A 19,285-nucleotide genomic window follows, 5' to 3' on the forward strand; every position below is an offset into this window, starting at 1 on the left:
GCAGATGATTCAGATTGGAGTCGTTACACAGAGCTGATGGGCGGCGTATTTTGTAAGCGTGAAGATCAAGTCATTAGATTGCTTTACCAATATAAAAAGCTAAGCGATATTCAATTAAGTCATCAAAAAATCGGCAATTCCCACGAAAAGACTAAGGATGCAGGCTATCAGCCTGCATCTAGTCACTCAACTAGTACTGAACCAAATGCTGAACCCAATGCTGAAACCAATGCCGCAAATGCTACGAGTCGCGCGGGATTCAGCCAACACTCAGTTCCAGGAAATCCTGAAATAATTCAAGAATGTGATTCAGGAGTCAATGCTGCAGAAAACACGTGAATTACTGAAAATTACGACATACAGACTGATGAGAGACAATTTGCAACGAATCGTTATGGTGATGAGCTTATAGTGCAGTTAAAAGGCATAGTCGCTTTAGGTGTTGAAATCGTGACGAGAGTACATGAGTGGACATTAAGCTATTCACAAGCTAATGGTAAAATTGAGCCCAATCGCTCTAACTTGGAGTTCTGTCAATAAATGGACTAAGACAAAAACATACATATCAAAAAACTAGACAGCTTACTACGCTTAACTATATGATAAATTTTAAAATTATCAGTTTAAACTAGATATATTCAAGGACAAGTATGAGCATTGCAGGAATACGCTCCAATCGTGGTGATATCTATCAAACTTTGATTGCCTTTGATTGGGCGTTGGCAGTCTTGACTGATCCTGACTATTTATGGCTTGAAACTGATTCAACTGCCTATCTTGTAGATGATGTAGTAATAGGAAGAGCCGCCGGCGGTCTCATTTGTTGTCAATGCAAGAAAAACCAAAGTGATTTTAAATCATGGTCGATTGCAGATCTTGCCGATGAGCTAGACAAAGCAATTCAAGACCTAACAAAAATAACTAATTCTATCGTCAAATTTTACTCGCGTAGCAACTTCGGTGACTTGGCTAAACTTTGTGAGTTTTCAGCCGCCTATTCTACTGAAGCTGAATATCAGCAAAATCTAACCAAACAACATCGGACGACAGATGATAATTTAAAAGTTCGTATTACATCAAACTCATCCAATCTTTCAACCTTTGAAATTCTTAATCGTATTTCATTTGAAGTCACCCCTAACTACGAATCATTAGCGCGCCAACTTAAAGAACGTCTACGGCTTATCGCAAGTAACTCAACTACTGGATTTAACGCTTTGTGGCAGAGCTTAGATTCATTTGGTGGACGTACTTTAGAAAGTATTGATGTTGGCGTAATGCAACACCAGCTTACTAAAGATGACTTAAAAAATATTCTTTATAAAGCTGGTGCAATGCTTGTACCGCCAATGGCTAAAGCAGAAATTCTGGGTTCATTTTCTACTACCTCTGCAATTGGTAGAAATTGGATGCGGGATATCAATAACCAACGTATTCCTTGTTCGTTAATAGATGATCTTCTAGTTGCTATAGAAGAGAAACAACGTGCCATTTTACTCACTGGGAAACCAGGTTCTGGTAAGACATGCATCATGCTTGGTCTACAAGAATCCCTAGAAAAACGATTAGAAACTCAAAACGATATAATTCCTCTATTTATTCAGTCTCGCGAATTTGCTGACATAACTACAGCACAAGAGCGCAAAGCGCTAGGGCTAACAGAACAATGGGTCGAACAAGTTGCACGTTTAGCTGAAGAAGCACATGTTGTTGTAATAATTGATTCGCTCGATGTTTTGTCCATTGCTCGTGAACATTTGGTATTAACGTACTTTCTTGCTCAAATTGACAAGTTACTGTTAATTCCAAATGTCACAGTAATTACAAGTTGCAGAGATTTTGACCGTCAATACGATAGACGTATTGCTATCCGTCAGTGGGACAGTGAATTTCATTGCCAACCATTAGTATGGGATACCGAAATAGTCCCTCTGCTGGAAAAATTGAATATTGACTCAACAACTATTGACGCGACAACTCGCGAACTTATAACCAACCCTAGAGAATTGGCATTATTTACTGAACTAGCACAACGAGAGGGGAGCTTTAATACAGTCACTCCCCAAGCACTTGCGCAGCGATACATTAATGTCGTAGTGGTGAATGATCCAGTTTTAAGTAATGATGCGATAAAAGTTATAGAATCAATTGCTGATGAAATGCTCAAGTCTCGCAGTCTGTCATTGCCTAAGCAACGCTTAAATACTACTCCTGATATCCAGCGAAGACTCCTTAGCCTTAATATTTTGCAAGATACCCATGATGATAAAGTCACATTTGGTCATCAGACTTTATTAGATGTTTTGGTTATAAGCCGAGCAATAAGACTTGGAGCAACTCTTAATGAATTTATTCAAGGATTACCCCCAGTTCCTTTCGTAAGACCAAGCATACGTAATTTTGTTATGCAGCTGGCCACTGGTGATAGACGTGAATATCGAAAACAATTGCGCGCGGTACTTTCAGGTAATGCGGCGTTCCATATTCGCCGCTTAGTCGCAGAATCTTTTGTCCAACACATACCACATGATGATGACTGGCCGCTTATACGAAATTTACGAAAAAACCATAGCGATATATTTCAAGTTATCTATTTTCAAGCATTATCAATAGAATGGTATCAGTTCTGGAAGACTCATTTAGTACCAACATTAAAAGATGAGCGTGATACTGATTCACTCGTTAGGCATGTTTATCGAATTGGACTCTGGGCTGATATTGATACAGAGGGTGTATTATCCTTTTGGTCAGAAGCTCTATCTTTAGGTTGGATTGATAGCGAAAAAATCACATGGGAACTGGATAGCACATTAGCTAAATTCGATGATGATAATTTAGCATTGGCAGCCCCTTTAATTACTCATTTACTTAGCATGCCGAAGCGTGATCATAGTTCTTTAGGGCATACCTTAGCGCGGTGCGTTACAGTAGGCATTTTGAATGATGACTTGCTTTGGAGTTATATCGTGGCGGATGTGGCTGATGAAGATGTGAGCTGGCTTGATATCGAACGAAAAATACATTGCCAACCACACGATTTCACAAGAAAAAACAATGATTTCTTAAAGGAGAGGATGCTTCATTCTGCTACTTTGATTGATTTAGCGTTGAACACTATTGATCAATGGCACAATGTAATGTCAACGCGCTATGGCAAAACCAGAATAGGTTATAGTTATGGGTTTCTTCATAATACCTCTTACGAAGACAGACACTCCATTCGTGACCATAGACACATTGATGATCTGAGGCATTTATTTGATGCAATTGAAGCAGCAATATTTGAACATGTTAAAACTGACTCTACTTGGTGGTTAGAGAATCGTAATCGACTCTGTTTCAGCTATGAGGGGTCACTAACTTACATAGCAATTCAAGCAATCAAAGCGAATCACCTGTTTAATCTTGATATAATTGGTCAAATGTTGTGTGACAGAAGTCTGCTTGAGTTCGAACTTTCGTTTGAGCTTAGTGAGTTAATTCATATCGCTTTCATCTCTTTATCAACTGACGTGCAAGATTTGGTAATGGCGAATATTCAATCCCTCTGGAACGATGCAACTTCGGATGAAGCTCCTTGTTTCTGGATACTGAAAAAACGTGCAGAATACGTATCTGCTATACCGTGCCATTTACGATCGCCGGAAATTCAAACCATCTTAGATTCTTACGATGCTAAAGAAGGCAAGCTAATAAGAGAACCTCATATATGTTCTAGTGGAGGTATGGTCTACGCGCCGTTTTCCTATGAAGTATTTCTTTCAGCTGCCGATGATGGCGTTATTCAACTACTCAGACACTATACCGATTATGACAGGCATTTTGATGCTGATTTGATTGGTGGTGAACGAGACGTTGGATTACAACTGCGCGAAGCTTCATCACGCCAACCAATAAGGTTTTTACAACTACTCTCGACGCAATGGGAATATATTGGCGCATACTTTAGAAATGAAATAATAGAAGGAATAGCGAATTATTTAGCATATCGTTATGGTCGTTTAAATAGTAATGATAATTGGATACCCATTGAAAAGCCTGAATCCCTAGTTTTATTGCACAAAATCCTTGATGAATTAGAAAAACATAGGGCTTATTGGCAAAACTCACACGCTTTGGCAAAAGCATTAAATGCATGTGCGAATATCATACAAAACACTGTTGATGGCGAGCGATTGGTATTTCTTGCTATCAGCTTTGGATATTTAAACGACGAAAGTACAATATCAGGCGACTCAATTGATTTGCTTAATGTTGGTATCAATATGAATTCAGGAAATGTCGCAGAAGCCTTAATGATATTGCTAGAAAAATTCACAGAAAAAAATATTACGCTTCCAGAAACGTTGATTCCAGTACTTCGAACTTTCGCTAGTCACAAACATCCAGCCATTAGAGGATTAATCTTAAGGCATTTACCCTTTGTTCAAAATAAAAATCCAGATTTAGGCTGGGAGCTATTTGAGCTTGCAATATATGATGCTGAGGGTCTTGGGGAATCAGCTGAAAGGTGCTTGTATTATGACTATCGCGAACACTTTGAAAGAGTTGCCTATTTTCTTGCTCGTATTCATAAATGTGGCAGTGAGAAGGATATGAAAACGTGGGGACGAATCTCAGCATTGTGCGCTTTAAATGGTCAATTAGACTTCGATACTTTCCTTAACAATTTAAAATTAAATAATGTAACTGAAGCATGGGATGGAGCAGCAAAAGTTTGGACTCATGTTGAAAACATTAGCATGCATCGCGAGCAATGCTTAGAAGGTATTAAAGTTGGGTTATGCATAGGAGGTGCACATTCTATTGCTGTGGCACGAAGCTTCAGTAATATTTTCAGAAATTTCACGCCATTAATCTTTATCCCTAATGACATAATTAATCATTACTTTAAAGTCTTGGAGCATCAGAGCAAAGAAAATGAGAGAACGCCATACGGATTTGATGAGTGGTTGAATGCTATCTCTATACGAGATCCCGATAGTGCTCTAATGGCCTTCGAAATCTATCTATCCTATATCAAGCGAGCCAAAGTGCGTTTTTATGATCATGGTAAAGAACTCATGCAACTTTTAACTCGATTATTCTCAGAAGCCGAAGAGAGAGAAGAAACTGATGGTGGTGATATGCTTCAGAGTGTAATAGCTTTACAAGACGTTATGTTGTCATTAGGAATTAAAACAGTAGATGAATGGTTAAAGGCTGCTGAAAGACCTTAAATGGAGCAACTATAGTTTAAAGCCATTGTTTGTTGCTGCATCCATTGGCACATTTGCATAATACAATTTAAGCATGCGAGTATAGTGTAACTATTAAGATAACTTTTTAAGGATTTTTTATGGACAACGAATGTTTTCAAAAATCAAATGTGCTAAGAGTTACAATTAGTCCTATTGCTGGAGTATATAGATTAGTATTCACGAGAAGATCCTATTATGGCACTCACAATGTTCACACCATAGGGAAAACAACGTTTCCAACTTATGAAGAAGCTCGATACAATGCTACTGCTTTATAATTCGATTATTGTTTTAGCAGTAAAAACAGCTTTCTTTTTTCTTCCGCTGAGAGCTGTTTTATCTCCCTAACCAATCTATCAACTTTCGATTCCTGCCGAAAAGTCCCAAGTAAATGCGCTGTGGTTCCCCCTAGTTCCTGCCTAACATGCTCAATATCTAAATGGACATAAGTGCTGGCTGTGATACTGGTTTTTGCTTAAATCACTAATGCTACGGCTTAGCAGCTTACTCGTGGTTTGAATGTTACTTCCTCACATAACTCTCCGGTTTACGATAGTTCGCCTTAAATAATAAATGGTGACAACTCTTTTGAAAGTGTATGCATTTTCGGCACCACGAAGCTCTGCTCTTTCTGTCATGCGATGCTAGCCTTTTCAATAATATGGCTTGATTGAATGAGCTCTCTTGTAAAAAATAAGCGTTCATTTTTTCGTATTTATTTTCCTTGCCTTGTTGGATTTGATCTCTAAAGCCCCGTGATTATTATTTTTATATGAGTTATTTTTAGTTTTGGGCATTAGATCATATAAATATTCAATGTATATGTTGTTAATAATCCTTTTTATTGCTATCAAGGTATTGTTTTAAAAGAATTTAGAACTAGCTGCTTACCTTAAGTAGAGAAAATATGAATAAATTAATACTGGCTTCGCTTTTGTTTTTATTGGCCGTCCCAATGTCATTCGCACATAGCGGAAGAACTGATAAAAACGGTGGTCACAACTGTAGTCAAGCATCAATAGATAAAGGACTTTGTACTGGTTATCATTACCACAATGGGATTGCAAAAATAGATACTAACAATCAAGAAAAACATTCACATGACGGTATTCTTCATACACATAAAGTTGAAGAGGCTAAAACTGAAAAAGTTGCTTTTAAGTCATAGTTTCAAACTAGCTTAACTTTTCAAATAGCTCTCTCTTTTCATCTTCAGAGAGCTGTTTTATTTCTCCAACAAGCCTATCAACTTTCGACTCTTGTTCAAAAGTTCCAAGTAAATGGGCTGTAGTAATGCCCAATTCAGCCCTAACATGTTCAATATCTAAATGAGCATAAGTACTGGCTGTGATGCAGGCTCTTGTTTAAATCCCTAGGGCTATGGCTTAGCAGTTTACTGGTGGTTTAATTTTTGAAATCTAAAGCGACCTCCAGGAATAACACTCCAACTTGCGATGGTTCGCCTTAAATCATGAATAGTGACAACTCTTTTGAAAAGCGTAGGCCTTTTTCAGTGCCACGAAGCTCGGCACGTTCTGTTATGCGATGCCAGAAGCTGCCTTTGCCTGCCTTTTCGATAATATGGCCTGATTGACTGCGCTCACTCGGGAATACAAATCTTTCACCTTTGACAGCTTCTTTGCTTCGCCTAGTAAGAATGTCCATCGCTTCTTTAGTTAGTGGTACAGCATTAATCTTTTTAACAAATCATCACATCATTTATGCTTCCGCTATCGCAGTCTGATTGGCTTTAGCGCTATAATTGCGCTTCATTTTGAGTTGCTAGGAGCAGTTGTTTGTCATATTCATATATTCCGTTTGATCTTTATAAGCGTAAGTGGATTTTTAACCATAAAGATTTGCCTGTGTCAGACGATGACAAGGTGTTGATTAAACCACTAACCGATAAAAGTGCCATGGAAGTGTGGGATAAGTGGATAAGCAATAAGAGTAGCCGTGCAGAGTTATTTGAAAAAGGAGATTGGCCAATAAAGCAAGATGCTTGGGCTGCAACTGAGCATTGGCAATCTTCGTGGGACTCTCTCGATAATGCGATGCCTGAAGCAGTAAGCAAACATATTCAATGGCCTAATGATACCGTGGTGTATTTTTGCTATGAAAAGTACCAAATCATCGAAACGCGTTGGGATGTGTTTGTACGCAATTGGAAATGCTTTTTATTTTTTGATGATGGTCCAATTCTTATATCTCCAAAACATAAGCAAGCGTTGATGTTTACCCAGAATGGTCAATTTAAGTTAGGCGTACGTGGTTAGTTTATGAGTAACCTAATCGTGCTTAAGCGGATTATTAATTAAAATCATCTTGTTTTTGGCAGCCGTTACTGACAGTTCATGAGCGTTACGCCAGGCAGTTAATCCTGACAGTTAATCTTGACAATTAATACTGACAGTTACTACTAACGGCTACGAGTCGCACAGTGTTATTTTTTGATTTTGTAGCGGTATATTTAGCGAGTCGTTAAATTGCTTTTATTGGTCCGCAGTTTTTATTTTTTAGAGAGTTTATATGAAATTATTACCCGTAATAGGCATGAGTTTACTGCTGATGCTGCCGTCGTTAACACACGCAAAAATGATTGCAGATGTTGATGTTGTCGATCAACTAATGGTTGCTGAGCAACCATTAGTATTAAACGGTGCTGGTGTACGCAGTAAGTTCTTTATGGACTTATATGTGGGTAGTTTGTATTTACCGACTAGAGTGCAAACGTTAGATGATGTGCTTGCGCAAAAAATAGCAGTGATCCAATTAACTATTACATCTGGGATGATTACCTCAGATAAAATGCGTAATGCTATTACCGACGGTTTTGATACAGCTACCGACAATGATACTCATTCTATTGCTAAAGATATTGAGCATTTTACCCAGCTGTTTGCCGATGAAATTATTGAAGGTGATCAATTCACTTTTGTGACTCAAAAAGGCAAGGGCGTGAGCAGTATTAAAAATGGTAAAGCTCAAGGTGATATTGCTGGTGAGGCATTTCGTCAGGCGTTGCTTAAGATTTGGCTAGGTGAAGAGCCGGTGCAACAAAGTTTACGCGAAGCTATGCTCGCTCAGTAAATCACCTGCTAGGTTCTAGGGCGGACTGCGTCCTGCTAGGTTCTAGGGCGGACTGCGTCCTGCTAGATTCTAGGGCGGACTGCGTCCTGCTAGGGACTGCTGCGCTGCTAAGATTTTATAGCCTCTAGCCGCGAAGCGTCCTAGCAGCGTAGCGCTCTAGGCTATTGCTAAGTTTTATAGCCTCTAAGCTTTCTCAGGCTGAAAAGTCATTCCCGAGCGTTGAAATAGTAGATGTTTTACCTTTGTCATTGTAGGTCAAGCTTGAAGCATTTCGGCTAGCTTGTAATGCCTGGGCAAATCGATTGAGGCTAGCAATGTTGAGTTCAATTAAGCTGGAGTTCTGACTATTAATGTCTTTGCATTCCGCGAGAATTGATTTTGCCTGAGCGACTTTTTTTATCAGTTCAGCATCTGTGGTAAGCAAACCATGCAGGGGATGTTTCGCCAGTTTTTCATCAGTGGTTTTCATATTGAATAAGCACTGGGTTTTGTCTTTTGAAAGCGCCAGTAGTTTGTCGGCATCTTGCTTGGTTAATGCGGCTTTTTCTTCAGAAACAAACTGTCTTAGCTGTGCTAAGGTCTGATTTTGGGCATCCAATAGTAGGTGCAGTTCTTTGCGCAACAGCTCGCTTGGCTGCTGGTCTAATTGTGCCGGTAGCTGTTGGTTTGGTTGTTCGTTTAGTGGTTTGTTTTGCTGTGTCATAAATTACTCTTAGTTTTTTACTAACACTTCTCTATGGCGCAAATGTGCACCTACTATTGATGTGTCGTAAAACAAGTTAAAGAGTAACGTTTAACGGTTACTCTCTGTCAAACGATAAACTGCCTAGTTCTGCTTCAAAGCTGGCAATATTCGCAGCAAGCTTTTCTGGGTCGACTTTATAGCGTCCTTCAGATATCGCGAGCTTAATTTCTGCGACCTTTTTTTGGTCGACTTCAGGTAACGATGCCATTTTTGTTTGCGCGCCCTGAAGCTGTTGAGCTTGAGAGGTGATGCTAACAGAATCTGTTTTAACTGGCGCAGCAGATTTTTGGGCCGCAGCAGTATTCGATTGTGCAGTAGACTGTGTGTCACGTGCCGTGCGCATTGATGTGTTGGTTGCAGTGTTGTGCTTAATGTCAATTGCCATGATAGGCTCCAGCGTAATTTATCAGGTTTTCCAAACAGGCTATCGGCACTCCAGGAAAAAGCTTTAGCTCTATTTTACATTCTTACTTCAACTTCGCCAACGCCAATTACCACAGCATCAAACTGTTTGCTTGTATTGCTATTTTTTACTCTGATCACTTCATCAATATTGCCATCACGCAATGCTTCACCAAGGGTTTTTATTTGGATGTTAGCGGTTCTAGCATAGATAGCAACCGTGTCGCCTTTGCAAACAAAACACAGGTTATTACTGAGTACCGGTGAATCTTTTGCAACACGACGTTTAACTCGAGAGCCCATTAATGAGCTGGTATCAGAGAAAAACTGGCCTTTTAAACTATATTGGTCAACATACATAACCTGTAAATGATGTTGATCAATAATTTGGTCTGGTGACAGTAGCTGGGTAGCCACCACAACAGGGTATTGAATTTCAACTCGAACAGACAAATACATTTGCCATGGATAGTCGTAGTCAGGGCTCTGGCAACTGAGTTTTACCATGTTATTTCTGCTAATGGCTCGTTCACTGGCGAGTTCAATGGTAATCGGTGGATAACAACGCGGTGGGCTAATGCGACCTTCAAGGTTTTGCGGCGTAATTTGTACCTTAGCTTTTGAGTCTGCATCAATTTTTTTAGCTACAGCCTCTTTAGCTAACTCATAAATGGTCGATAAAGAAGGTGTTACTATCTCTTCGCTAGCAAAAGCTGGCAAAATAAATGTCATTAAAGATAAAAAACATAAAAAAAATACTTTCATAATGAAGATACTAGCTTGTTTTGCCAGAATACACCTATACTTTGAAAAACGAAAAATATGCGAGTAATCTCTGCATACGCAATAAGCTAAAAAATGTGCTGGGAATATAATAATATTATTACTCCCACGTCAAAAAAGTGTCAGCTCACCGTGTGTGAGTTAATTAATAGAAGTTAAAGCAAGTTGCATGCCCATTTTTTTGATTTAATAAATTGATAACTATTCGCTAGGTTAGTGATGGTTTACACTCACGTTGAGCCAGTCATTAGTAAGAGATGTACTAAGCGTATTATGCTAAACCAAGGTTTACTATAATTTCAAAGAACAAATTTTATCCTTTTGGGTGACAGTTAACTACAAGGCCTTGTTATGTCGAGCATTTTAGATTCAGTAAATAAACGTACCCAACTTGTCGGGCAAAACAGACTCGAGCTATTATTGTTTAGGCTTAACGGCCGTCAACGGTTTGGCATTAACGTATTTAAAGTGAAAGAGGTGTTGCAATGCCCACCACTGACTACGTTACCTAAATTAAACCGCTATGTTAAAGGTGTTGCTCATATTCGTGGTGCCACTATTTCGGTTATCGATTTAAGTGCAGCAACGGGTGGACGCCCGCTGACATCAACGGAAAATTGCTTTATTATCATTTCCGAATATAACCGGAGTGTTCAAGGGTTTTTAGTCAGTTCTGTTGAGCGTATTATCAACATGAATTGGGAAGCAATTATGCCTCCGCCACAAGGTTCTGGTCGCTCTTCTTATTTAACCGCAGTGACAGAAATTGAAGGCGAGTTGGTTGAGATTTTAGATGTTGAGAAAATTCTTGATGAAATTTCGCCGGTTAAGACCTCTATCAGTAAAGAACTTAGTGAAACCTTAACTATCGATAAAGATCAGCATTATCACATTATGGTTATTGATGATTCTGCAGTGGCACGTAAACAAATTATTCGTTCGTTAGAGTCGTTAAATCTGCAAATAGATACCGCTAAAGATGGTAGAGAAGCGTTAGAAAAATTGAAAAGTATTGCTGCAGAAATGGATGATGTATCAGTTGAGATCCCATTAATTATTTCTGATATTGAAATGCCTGAAATGGATGGCTATACCTTAACAGCTGAAATTCGTAATGATCCAAAATTAAAGAATATAAAAGTAGTATTGCACACATCGTTAAGTGGTGTATTTAATCAAGCAATGGTACAAAAAGTAGGGGCTAACGATTTTATTGCTAAGTTTAACCCCGATGAATTAGCCGCAGCGGTTAACAAACATTTGAGTTTATAAACCTTTAATTGTTGCAAGAGATTGCAACAATTAAAGAGTGGGTTCATAGGCTTACATATTAGGAAGTTAATGTGACAGATAAATCACTTGCTGAAGCAGAGTACAATCAATTTAGACTGTTTTTAGAGCAGCATAGCGGTATTGTGTTAGGTGAGAACAAACAATATTTAGTCCGCAGTCGTTTAGCGCCTTTGATGGGGAAGCATAATTTACCTTCTTTGTCTGAAGTGGTTAAAAAGTCGATGAAACCTATCGAGCGTCAACTGCGTGCTGAAGTGATAGATGCGATGACCACCAATGAAACCTTATGGTTTCGAGACCGTTATCCATTTGAGTTACTGCACAATACTCTGCTGCCAGAATACAGTAAGCTTGGTAGACCATTAAAAATATGGTCGGCAGCATGTTCTTCAGGGCAAGAACCCTACTCGTTAGCCATGACGGTGTTGGAATATCAACAACGTAAACCTGGCGCTTTACCGGGCGGCGCGACGATTCAGGCAACAGACTTATCACCTTCTATGCTAGAGCGTTGTAAGAATGCTGAATACGATGGTTTAGCACTTGCTCGTGGTTTGTCTGAAGAGCGTAAACGTCAGTTTTTTGATGCTTTACCTTCAGGCAACATGAAAGTAAAAGATAATGTGAAGCGTTTAGTTAACTTTAGAGCCCACAATCTACTTGAAAGTTATAGTTTATTAGGTAAATACGATATTATTTTTTGCCGTAATGTATTGATTTATTTTGCGCCAGAGGCAAAGACCAAAATTTTGCGGCAATTTGCTGCCGCACTTAATCCAAAAGGTATTTTATTTTTGGGTGCGTCAGAATCTCTTGCCGGATTAACCGAAGAATTTAATATGGTTCGTTGTAACCCTGGTATTTATTATCAAAAGAAAACCTAATTAAAGTAATAGCTTAATCTATTTACAATGCCGACATTCGTCGGCATTTTTGTTTTTGTCCTTTATTCGTTTAAAAATTAAATTGTTGGCATAACCTTTGCTTTATTTCTACCAGTTAGCTGATGGAGGCAATTTTATGGCGATTAATTTCGATAATGCATTAGGTGTTCACCAATATTCTTTGGGCGTTCGAGCTCAAAGAGCAGAAGTGATTTCAAGTAATATCGCCAATGCCAATACTCCTCATTATAAAGCACAGGATGTTAATTTTGCCTCTGCTATGCAAGCGGCAAGCTCACATCAAAAGGGCTTGAGTATGAGCCAAACCACAGAGAAACATTTTGATTTAACGGCGTTGAGTCAACAACATGTTCAATATCGTATGCCAAATCAGGCAGATACTGGTGATGGTAATACTGTTGATACACAGAAAGAACAAGCCGCATTTATGCAAAATGCGCTCGAATACCAAATGTCATTAGGCTTTCTTGAAGGAAAGTTTAATGGTATGCGTAAAGCATTGCGAGGTGATTAATCATGAGTTTATTTAATATTTTCAATGTTTCAGGTTCGGGTATGTCTGCGCAGTCAGTGCGTTTGAATACTACCGCCAGTAATATTGCCAATGCGGATTCTGTGTCTAGCAGTGTCGATAAAACCTATCGCGCACGCCACCCTGTTTTTGAAGCTGAAATGCTAAAAGCCAATGGCCAACAAAACAGTTCGCCTGGTGTTAGCGTAAAAGGCATTGTTGAAAGTAACAAACCATTATTAAAAGAATACTCGCCAGACCATCCTATGGCAGATGGTGATGGTTTTATCTACAAACCTAATGTCAATGTGATGGAAGAAATGGCCGATATGATTTCTGCATCACGCTCTTATCAAATGAACGTTCAGGTGGCTGATGCGACTAAATCTATGTTGCAACAGACGTTAAGGATGGGTAAATAGTATGATGACTCAAGGAGGTAACAATGAGCCTCATTAATTCTTACAGTCAGTCTTTACCGCAACAATCCAGTAGTGCTTCTAATACCAGCGCTACTACGAAAAGCTCAGTACAGACAAATACAACTGGCACTACAACTGGTAATCCTTTTCTTGACGGCATTCGTTTGCCTGAAGAGAGTGCTATTCCTGAATCAAAAGATCAGATGTTAAAGCAAGAAGATTTTTTTGCTTTACTCAGTCAGCAGTTGTCGATGCAAGATCCTTTTAAACCGGTTGATAATGATCAAATGATTGCTCAAATGGCATCATTTTCGACAGTGGATGGTATTTCAAACCTTAATGATGAAATTCTTAATCTCAATACGGTCATGAGTTCTAGCCAGGCGTTACAAGCTTCAGGCCTGGTGGGTCGTAAAGTACTTATTCCATCTGATACCGGTGCTATTTCGACTGAAAGCTCTGAGATTAAGGGGGTTATTAGTACACCATCTGCAATCGAATCGATTACGGTTAGGGTTGAGGATGAGTCGGGCCAGCTTATTAAGAGCTTTAATGTTGACGGCAGTAAAGGCGGCAATATTGATGTGACTTGGGATGGCTTAGATAAAAATGGCGACCCTGCCAAAGCGGGTAGTTACGCGATTAAGGCCAGTGGTAAAGTTGATGGAACGTCACAAGATTTAGCCGTATCGACTTACGCTCATGTTACCAGTGTGTCATTGGGCACAGTCGCGACCGGAGCCATTTTGAATTTGCGTGGAGTAGGCGGAATTAAGTTATCTGACGTACTCGCAGTATCTGAAACATAGTACGCCCAATAACAGATTATTGGCTGTATTAATAAATGAATTAATTGTGAGAGGTGATCTATGTCATTTAACATTGCACTGAGTGGTATTGCTGCCGCGCAAAAAGACTTAAATACAACGGCGAATAACATCGCTAACGTCAATACTATTGGTTTTAAAGAGTCGCGAGCAGAATTTGCCGACGTATATGCCAATTCTATTTTTTCTAACAGTAAAACCGCTGTGGGTGGTGGTGCAACTACCACACAGGTTGCACAGCAGTTTCATCAAGGTAGCTTACAATTTACCAGCAACTCGTTGGATATGGCGATCAGTGGTGGTGGCTTCTTTGTTACCTCATCAGAACTAGGCTCTCAAGATCAGTCATACACCCGTGCTGGTGCGTTTAAAGTTGACTCAGCCAATTATATGGTCGACTCAGCAGGTAATTTTTTACAAGGTTTCCCAGTGGATGAAGATGGTAACTCGACTTCTGTGAGTTTAACCACCACTCAGCCGATTAAAATTCCAGACACGGCCGGTAGCCCTGTGCAAACTAAAAATGTTGGTTTGCAGATGAATCTTAATGTCAGTGAAACAGCATTAGACCCAGCTAATTTTAACCCTGCAGATTCCGACACCTTTAATAATTCCACCTCAGTGACGATTTATGATTCATTAGGTGAATCGCACATTATGACCACTTATTTCATTAAACCGACCAATGGTTCATTTACAGGCGAAAGTAATTGGGTGGCATTTTATGCAGTTGATGGTGACCCTGTGGATGTAGCAAGTGGCGCTGGGACTTATAATACCGACAGTGATGGAGATGGTGCCGGTGGTGGTGCTGGTGATGTAGCTGGTACCGCATCAGCAGCCAACCCTAGTGGTGTTGGCACATGGTCAGGTGCGGTGCTTAAATTTAACTCTGTTGGTGCTTATACAGGCAGTGATCCAGCCACTATTACCACTGAAGCATTAGGTGCCGGAGGTGCTGGTGCTTTAGGCCCTGGAGCCGATGGTACTCAAGCCCTTACGATAAAATTTAATAGCCCAACTCAGTATTCATCTCCGTTTGAAGTGACCGAATTGACTCAAGATGGTATTACCGTGGGTCGATTAACCAATGTTGGTATTGGTTCCGATGGTTTAATTACCGCCAGTTACAGTAATGGCTCAACGGTTCCGTTATCGCGAGTGGCTTTAGTTCGTTTTGCTAATGAGCAAGGACTTACTCAGGTGGGTAACACCTCTTGGAAAGCCAGTTTAGATTCAGGAGCCGCATTAGCTGGAGAGGCCAATAGCGGTACATTTGGTAGTATTCGTTCATCTGCGCTTGAACAATCAAACGTTGATTTAACCACAGAGCTGGTTGATTTAATCTCGGCTCAGCGTAACTTCCAGGCTAACTCGCGTACGCTTGAAGTTAACAATACTTTGAACCAAACCATATTACAGATCCGCTAATTTTACGCTTACGTTTACCTTTACCTTATTAATTTATGTTTACGTGATAATAGGTGTTGCCGTTTACGGCAACACCTTGCCTTTCCCCTTGTTATCCCTCGTTACTCTTTGTGACTCCTTGTTAGTACCTCCCAAGTGTTGATTGATTGTTTTTTGACACCCACCGTGACTCATTATTTATTTTATTATTCAATTTCAGACGATTACTGTATCTAAAAATACCGCTCTCCTCATTGGCATGATGCTTGCTTGTTCTGTGTATATAGTATTTTTGCAGAAAGTTTGACGGAGCAAAAAATGGACAAATTTCTTTATATTGCCATGAGTGGCGCAAAGCAAGGTATGAATGCCCTAGCAGTGAGTGCGAACAATCTTGCTAACGCCAATACTGATGGATTTAAAGCTGACATGGTCCAGGCCCGTTCAATGCAAGCATTTGGTGAAGGCTTGCCTACTCGGGTATTTTCGATGATGGAAAGCCCCGGCAGTAACTTTAATGGCGGTCCGATTAAAACCACCGGACGCGATCTTGATATTGCAGTTAAAGGCGATGGTTGGCTTGCAGTACAAGCCGCTGATGGTTCAGAAGCTTATACCCGTGCAGGTAGTTTAAAAATTGACAGTACTGGCTTGTTATTAAATAGCAGTAATCGCCCGGTAATGGGCGCTTCGGGTCCAATTGTGTTGCCTATCCCAGTTGAAAAAATAGAAATTTCGGCCAACGGTATTATTTCAGTACGCCCGCAAGGCGCTACCGCTGAAGTAATAGAAGAGGTTGCGCGGATTAAATTAGTTAATCCGGGCAACGAAAACCTAATGCGTGGTGAAGATGGTTTGTTCCGTCTAACTGCGGGTGGCAATGCGCCGAACGACCCTGGTGTTGAAATTGAACGTGGTGCGGTTGAAGGCAGTAACGTCAATTCAGTACATGAAATGGTCGCCATGATTGATATTCAACGTCAATACGAAATGCAAGTCAAAATGATGAAGAACGCTGAAGAGATTGATCGAGCGTCCACTTCCTTGATGAGAATTAGTTAGGAGTAATTATTATGCATCCAGCGTTATGGATAAGTAAAACCGGTGTCGACGCCCAGCAAACTAACATTGCCGTTATTTCAAATAACGTGGCTAACGCCAGCACGGTGGGATTTAAAAAAAGCCGTGCAGTTTTTGAAGATTTACTCTATCAAACGGTAAATCAAGCCGGTGGTATTAGCTCAGAAAACAGCAAGTTACCTAATGGTTTAAACATTGGTGCGGGTACTAAAGTGGTTGCCACCCAAAAAATGTTTACCCAAGGCAACATGCTGACTACCGATAACTCATTAGATTTAATGATTGAAGGTTCGGGCTTTTTTGAAGTGCAAATGCCAGATGGCACCGCAGCCTACACGCGTAACGGCCAGTTCAGCTTAGATGATACCGGCCAAATCGTAACACCGGGTTCTGGTTATGTGGTGCAACCGCCTATTACCATTCCAGATGACTCCACCAGTATTACGGTATCGTCATCGGGTGAAGTGTCAGTGCAAACACCAGGTACAGCCGCCAGCCAGGTTATTGGCCAGTTAACCATGACCGATTTTATTAATCCGGCAGGTTTAGACCCACTAGGGCAAAACTTGTATACCGAAACAGGTGCAAGCGGTACGCCTATTCAAGGCACCGCGTCACAAGACGGTTTAGGTTCTATTCGCCAAGGGGCACTTGAAACCTCTAACGTCAATGTGACAGAAGAATTGGTCAACCTTATTCAAGGTCAACGCATTTACGAGATGAACTCTAAAGTTATCTCAGCCGTTGATCAAATGTTGTCTTATATTAATCAGAATCTCTAAGGAGCTAACATGATTAAATACATTGCGTTAGCCTCAGTTGTGTTATTGGTTGGCTGTAGCTCAACCGCCAAAAAACCGATTGCTGATGATCCATTTTATGCGCCGGTATACCCAGATACAGTACCTACGCAAGTGGCGCCAACGGGATCTATTTATCTTGATAGCCAAGCATCAAGCTTGTATTCCGATATTCGTGCCCATCGCGTTGGCGACATTATTACCGTCACCTTAAAAGAGTCCACTCAAGCGTCAAAAAGCGCCAATAACGAAATCAAAAAAGGCTCCGATTTAAGCGTTCAGCCCGTTTATGCCGGCGGTAAAAATATTTCCATCAGTGGCGTGCCAATTGATTTGGGATATTCAGACAGCATGAATACCAAGCGTGAGTCTGATGCTGATCAATCTAACAGTTTAGATGGCAGTATTTCGGCCAATATTATCCAGGTGCTCAGTAACGGCAACCTGGTGATCCGCGGTGAAAAATGGATTTCTATTAACAACGGTGATGAGTTTATTCGTGTCACCGGCATGATCCGCAGTGAAGACATTAATCCCGACAACACCATAGATTCGACACGAGTGGCTAACGCTCGTATTCAGTATAGCGGTACCGGTACGTTTGCTGACTCCCAAAAAGTCGGTTGGCTGAGTTCATTCTTTATGAGTGACTGGTGGCCTTTTTAAGGAGTAATGCATGAAAATTAACCTGATTTTAACGGCTGTTGCATCAATATTAATGCTAGCCGCGCCTGCACATGCTGAACGGATTAAAGACATCGCCAGTATTCAAGGGGTACGGAGTAACCAGTTAGTCGGTTACGGCTTAGTGGTGGGTTTGCCGGGTACTGGCGAAAAAACCAGTTACACCGAACAGACCTTCAGAACCATGCTCAAAAATTTCGGTATTAATTTACCCGACTCTGTTCGCCCTAATTCAAAAAACGTTGCCGTTGTTGCGGTGCATGCCGAAATGCCGGCCTTTATTAAGCCGGGTCAAAATCTTGACATTACCGTGTCTAGTTTAGGCGAAGCAAAAAGTTTACGTGGCGGCACCTTATTACAAACCTTCTTAAAAGGGGTCGATGGCAATGTGTATGCCATTGCGCAGGGCAGCTTAATTGTCAGTGGTTTTAGTGCTGAAGGGCTTGATGGCTCATTGGTGATCCAAAATACCCCAACGGTTGGCCGCATCCCTGGTGGTGCCATTGTTGAGCGCAGTGTTATCAGCCCGTTTGCTAGCGGTGATTATTTAACCTTTAATTTGCGTCGCTCAGACTTTTCTACCGCTAAACGTACTGCCGATGCCATTAACGATTTACTGGGCCCAGACATGGCAAAAGCCATTGATGCCACCTCTATTCAAGTGAGTGCACCACGCGATGCATCACAGCGGGTATCATTTTTATCGGTATTAGAAAACATAGAAGTTATCCCGGCGGAAGAATCAGCCAAAGTGATTGTTAACTCACGTACCGGCACCATAGTGGTTGGCCAAAACGTTAAGTTATTGCCCGCGGCAGTCACTCACGGCGGGTTAACCGTCACCATTGCTGAAGCTACTCAAGTATCGCAGCCCAACGCATTAGCCGGTGGTAATACCGTTGTTACCACTAACAGCACCATTGATGTGTCAGAAAAAGATCGTCGTATGTTTATGTTTAATCCAGGCACCACACTTGATGAGCTCGTAAGAGCCGTGAATTTAGTGGGCGCAGCACCATCAGACGTACTTGCCATACTCGAAGCGTTAAAAATGGCAGGCGCTTTGCATGGTGAACTTATCATTATCTAATTA

General features: G+C 40.6%; 19 protein-coding genes. 15 read left to right on the plus strand and 4 right to left on the minus strand.

The genetic code is table 11. The features are described from left to right. Positions 1-36: 36 nt before the first annotated feature. The 3 genes from EGC82_RS07515 to EGC82_RS07525 all read left to right on the plus strand — a co-directional run bounded on the left by EGC82_RS07515 (position 37) and on the right by EGC82_RS07525 (position 6,408). Entirely contained in the window at positions 37-339 is a 303-nt protein-coding gene (locus tag EGC82_RS07515; protein WP_124730214.1) for a hypothetical protein, read from the plus strand. Positions 340-650: 311 nt separating this feature from the next. Further along, positions 651-5,219: an NACHT domain-containing protein gene (locus EGC82_RS07520; RefSeq protein WP_124730215.1), complete on the plus strand. Its 4,569-nt coding sequence runs from the start codon at positions 651-653 to the stop codon at positions 5,217-5,219. 928 nt (positions 5,220-6,147) lie between these two features. Beyond that, complete coding sequence (locus EGC82_RS07525; RefSeq protein ID WP_124730216.1) at positions 6,148-6,408, plus strand: YHYH domain-containing protein; 261 nt, start codon at positions 6,148-6,150, stop codon at positions 6,406-6,408. Positions 6,409-6,704: 296 nt separating this feature from the next. Here the strand turns inward: EGC82_RS07525 and EGC82_RS21500 are convergent, their stop codons facing one another. Continuing rightward, complete coding sequence (locus EGC82_RS21500) at positions 6,705-6,905, minus strand: hypothetical protein (protein ID WP_244212551.1); 201 nt, start codon at positions 6,903-6,905, stop codon at positions 6,705-6,707. A gap of 131 nt (positions 6,906-7,036) precedes the next feature. Between EGC82_RS21500 and EGC82_RS07535 the strand changes: the two genes are divergently transcribed. Together EGC82_RS07535 and EGC82_RS07540 are read left to right on the plus strand one after the other, a co-directional pair. Beyond that, complete coding sequence (locus EGC82_RS07535) at positions 7,037-7,516, plus strand: DUF2947 domain-containing protein (RefSeq protein WP_124730217.1); 480 nt, start codon at positions 7,037-7,039, stop codon at positions 7,514-7,516. A 253-nt stretch (positions 7,517-7,769) separates the two neighbouring features. Further along, positions 7,770-8,330 (plus strand): chalcone isomerase family protein, encoded by a 561-nt coding sequence (locus EGC82_RS07540; RefSeq protein ID WP_124730218.1) that lies wholly within the window; start codon positions 7,770-7,772, stop codon positions 8,328-8,330. 193 nt (positions 8,331-8,523) lie between these two features. Here the strand turns inward: EGC82_RS07540 and flgN are convergent, their stop codons facing one another. From flgN to flgA, 3 genes are all read right to left on the minus strand, one after another. Further along, a complete protein-coding gene (flgN, locus tag EGC82_RS07545; RefSeq protein WP_124730219.1) occupies positions 8,524-9,033 on the minus strand; it encodes a flagellar protein FlgN in 510 nt (169 codons plus the stop codon). Between the two features lie 97 nt (positions 9,034-9,130). Continuing rightward, positions 9,131-9,460 carry a flagellar biosynthesis anti-sigma factor FlgM gene (flgM, locus tag EGC82_RS07550; protein WP_124730220.1) on the minus strand — a complete coding sequence of 110 codons (330 nt, stop codon included), beginning with the start codon at positions 9,458-9,460 and terminating at the stop codon, positions 9,131-9,133. A gap of 74 nt (positions 9,461-9,534) precedes the next feature. Next, positions 9,535-10,242, minus strand: a complete 708-nt coding sequence (flgA, locus tag EGC82_RS07555; RefSeq protein ID WP_124730221.1) for a flagellar basal body P-ring formation chaperone FlgA — start codon at positions 10,240-10,242, stop codon at positions 9,535-9,537. Positions 10,243-10,611: 369 nt separating this feature from the next. Between flgA and EGC82_RS07560 the strand changes: the two genes are divergently transcribed. The 10 genes from EGC82_RS07560 to EGC82_RS07605 all read left to right on the plus strand — a co-directional run bounded on the left by EGC82_RS07560 (position 10,612) and on the right by EGC82_RS07605 (position 19,282). After that, positions 10,612-11,532, plus strand: a complete 921-nt coding sequence (locus tag EGC82_RS07560) for a chemotaxis protein CheV (RefSeq protein WP_124730222.1) — start codon at positions 10,612-10,614, stop codon at positions 11,530-11,532. A gap of 71 nt (positions 11,533-11,603) precedes the next feature. After that, entirely contained in the window at positions 11,604-12,437 is an 834-nt protein-coding gene (locus EGC82_RS07565) for a CheR family methyltransferase (protein ID WP_124730223.1), read from the plus strand. Positions 12,438-12,573: 136 nt separating this feature from the next. Continuing rightward, complete coding sequence (gene flgB / locus EGC82_RS07570) at positions 12,574-12,972, plus strand: flagellar basal body rod protein FlgB (RefSeq protein WP_011636635.1); 399 nt, start codon at positions 12,574-12,576, stop codon at positions 12,970-12,972. Between the two features lie 2 nt (positions 12,973-12,974). Then, positions 12,975-13,391 (plus strand): flagellar basal body rod protein FlgC, encoded by a 417-nt coding sequence (gene flgC / locus EGC82_RS07575; protein WP_124730224.1) that lies wholly within the window; start codon positions 12,975-12,977, stop codon positions 13,389-13,391. A gap of 23 nt (positions 13,392-13,414) precedes the next feature. Then, positions 13,415-14,200 (plus strand): flagellar hook assembly protein FlgD, encoded by a 786-nt coding sequence (flgD, locus tag EGC82_RS07580; protein WP_124730225.1) that lies wholly within the window; start codon positions 13,415-13,417, stop codon positions 14,198-14,200. Positions 14,201-14,260: 60 nt separating this feature from the next. Next, positions 14,261-15,649: a flagellar hook protein FlgE gene (gene flgE / locus EGC82_RS07585; RefSeq protein WP_124730226.1), complete on the plus strand. Its 1,389-nt coding sequence runs from the start codon at positions 14,261-14,263 to the stop codon at positions 15,647-15,649. Positions 15,650-15,946: 297 nt separating this feature from the next. Further along, a complete protein-coding gene (gene flgF / locus EGC82_RS07590) occupies positions 15,947-16,690 on the plus strand; it encodes a flagellar basal-body rod protein FlgF (protein WP_124730227.1) in 744 nt (247 codons plus the stop codon). Positions 16,691-16,701: 11 nt separating this feature from the next. Further along, entirely contained in the window at positions 16,702-17,490 is a 789-nt protein-coding gene (gene flgG, locus EGC82_RS07595) for a flagellar basal-body rod protein FlgG (RefSeq protein WP_059747897.1), read from the plus strand. A gap of 9 nt (positions 17,491-17,499) precedes the next feature. Beyond that, positions 17,500-18,174 (plus strand): flagellar basal body L-ring protein FlgH, encoded by a 675-nt coding sequence (gene flgH, locus EGC82_RS07600; protein WP_124730228.1) that lies wholly within the window; start codon positions 17,500-17,502, stop codon positions 18,172-18,174. Positions 18,175-18,184: 10 nt separating this feature from the next. Next, entirely contained in the window at positions 18,185-19,282 is a 1,098-nt protein-coding gene (locus tag EGC82_RS07605; protein ID WP_124730229.1) for a flagellar basal body P-ring protein FlgI, read from the plus strand. Positions 19,283-19,285: the final 3 nt, after the last annotated feature.

This window comes from Shewanella livingstonensis, assembly GCF_003855395.1.
GTDB classification, from domain to species: domain Bacteria; phylum Pseudomonadota; class Gammaproteobacteria; order Enterobacterales; family Shewanellaceae; genus Shewanella; species Shewanella livingstonensis.